Origin of the sequence: Streptomyces hygroscopicus subsp. hygroscopicus (genome assembly GCF_030269125.1) — a bacterium.
Taxonomy (GTDB): Bacteria; Actinomycetota; Actinomycetes; order Streptomycetales; family Streptomycetaceae; genus Streptomyces; species Streptomyces hygroscopicus_C.
This window is the reverse complement of the sequence record NZ_BSSM01000059.1, coordinates 1-644: the sequence shown is the minus strand read 5'-3', so window position 1 is coordinate 644 and position 644 is coordinate 1. Positions and strand designations below refer to the sequence as shown.

Here is a 644-nt window from a genome sequence, read left to right as displayed (position 1 = left end):
AAGGACTTCAAGTCGGACCAGGAGGTGCGCTGGTGCCCCGGCTGCGGTGACTACGCGATCCTCGCCGCCGTCCAGGGCTTCATGCCCGAACTCGGCCTGGCCCGCGAGAACATCGTCTTCGTCTCCGGCATCGGCTGCTCCTCCCGCTTCCCGTACTACATGAACACCTACGGGATGCACTCCATCCACGGCCGCGCCCCCGCCATCGCCACCGGCCTCGCCACCAGCAGACGCGACCTCAGCGTGTGGGTCGTCACCGGCGACGGCGACGCCCTCTCCATCGGCGGCAACCACCTCATCCACGCCCTGCGCCGCAACGTCAACCTCAAGATCCTCCTCTTCAACAACCGGATCTACGGCCTGACCAAGGGCCAGTACTCACCCACCTCCGAGGTCGGCAAGATCACCAAGTCCACCCCGATGGGCTCGCTGGACGCCCCGTTCAACCCCGTCTCCCTCGCCCTGGGAGCCGAGGCGTCCTTCGTCGCCCGGACCATCGACTCCGACCGCAAGCACCTCACCGAGGTCCTGCGCGCCGCCGCCGACCACCCGGGCACCGCGCTGATCGAGATCTACCAGAACTGCAACATCTTCAACGACGGCGCCTTCGACACCCTCAAGGACAAACAGCGCTCCGAGGAGGC

Annotated in this window: 1 protein-coding gene; it reads left to right on the top strand. The window is 66.9% G+C overall.

The annotated features are described in order from the left end of the window. The coding region (locus QSK45_RS38080; protein WP_285563534.1) for a 2-oxoacid:ferredoxin oxidoreductase subunit beta at positions 1–644 on the top strand (644 nt) is incomplete at both ends.